The organism is Alkalibacterium indicireducens, assembly GCF_039522005.1.
GTDB classification, from domain to species: domain Bacteria; phylum Bacillota; class Bacilli; order Lactobacillales; family Carnobacteriaceae_A; genus Alkalibacterium; species Alkalibacterium indicireducens.
On the sequence record NZ_BAAADA010000154.1, the window covers coordinates 1 to 927 of the forward strand.

Below are 927 nucleotides of genomic sequence, written 5' to 3' on the forward strand. Positions count from 1 at the left end.
AAAAAGACAAGCGAAACATAATGGGGAAGTTGATGACCATTATGCCCCTACCTGTTTTCGTGAACACAGCTATAATAAACGTTATGGTGCCCTCAAGTATGTTCGACCAGAAGCCCATTGCCGGGAGTGCCCCTAAAAAATGCGAGGCTGTGTCAAAAAGTCTATAAGGTAAAACAAATGGATGATGCCAGAAAGTACAATCATCCCGCAAGAGGCACACAAGCTTGGCAGCGTATCTACAATGAGCGAAGCAGTGTCGAGCGAGTCAACGCTTACTTAAAAGATGCCTATCAACTCAATGCTACACGCTTTTATAAAGCCGATCATGCCAATGCTTTTTATCGTTTGATTCAACTGGCATACAATGCACGAACCTATGCAAACCAACGGTTAGCTGAGAGAAAGAACAGAAAAGAAATAGCCGTGTAATTTTTAAAAAATAGTCATTTTGAAATTAGACGAGTGTTTCCTTTTTTAAAAAGTTAGTTATGAAATTGGTTCAAATAGACAAATAGATTGCAGTACATTCTCTTCAAAAAAAATTACTTCAATTTCTTTAGATGCGTCATACTTATTTAGTTCCACAACTTATGATAATCTTCTTTTCTATTATTTCCTTCAATATGCTCGATAGTGACGTTGATACATGATTCTTTAACTTGATTTCTCATTTTATTCGACCATAATATCAGTGCACTGAATGATCAGCTCAGCCATTTCTTCTCCTGCCAAAAGCGCATGAACTTCATAACCATTATCTAACCGATATAGCTCTTCATAAAGCCAAATACTTTCTTTGATCTGACCTTCCTGTTTAATGATTTCAGCTTCTCTAAAAGTCACTTTAGTGAACTACCCACCACTTAAATCCTCCGGATTTTGAAGTGGGGGCTTCCTACGAACTCCATTCTTGTCTGCACAGGTTTC

At 37.9% G+C, this 927-nt stretch carries 2 protein-coding genes; one reads left to right on the plus strand and one right to left on the minus strand.

Annotated elements, in window-relative coordinates:
* Positions 1 to 177: 177 nt before the first annotated feature.
* Entirely contained in the window at positions 178 to 429 is a 252-nt protein-coding gene (locus tag ABFX15_RS08990) for a transposase (RefSeq protein ID WP_346025092.1), read from the plus strand.
* Between the two features lie 243 nt (positions 430 to 672).
* On the opposite strand, the gene ABFX15_RS08995 is transcribed toward ABFX15_RS08990, so the two are convergent.
* Entirely contained in the window at positions 673 to 843 is a 171-nt protein-coding gene (locus tag ABFX15_RS08995) for a DUF4085 family protein (RefSeq protein WP_346025093.1), read from the minus strand.
* Between the last annotated feature and the right edge of the window lie 84 nt (positions 844 to 927).

Excerpts from the sequence above, each read along its gene's own strand:
- ABFX15_RS08990 (WP_346025092.1), top strand. The coding sequence starts at position 178 with ATGGATGATGCCAGAAAGTACAATCATCCCGCAAGAGGCACACAAGCT.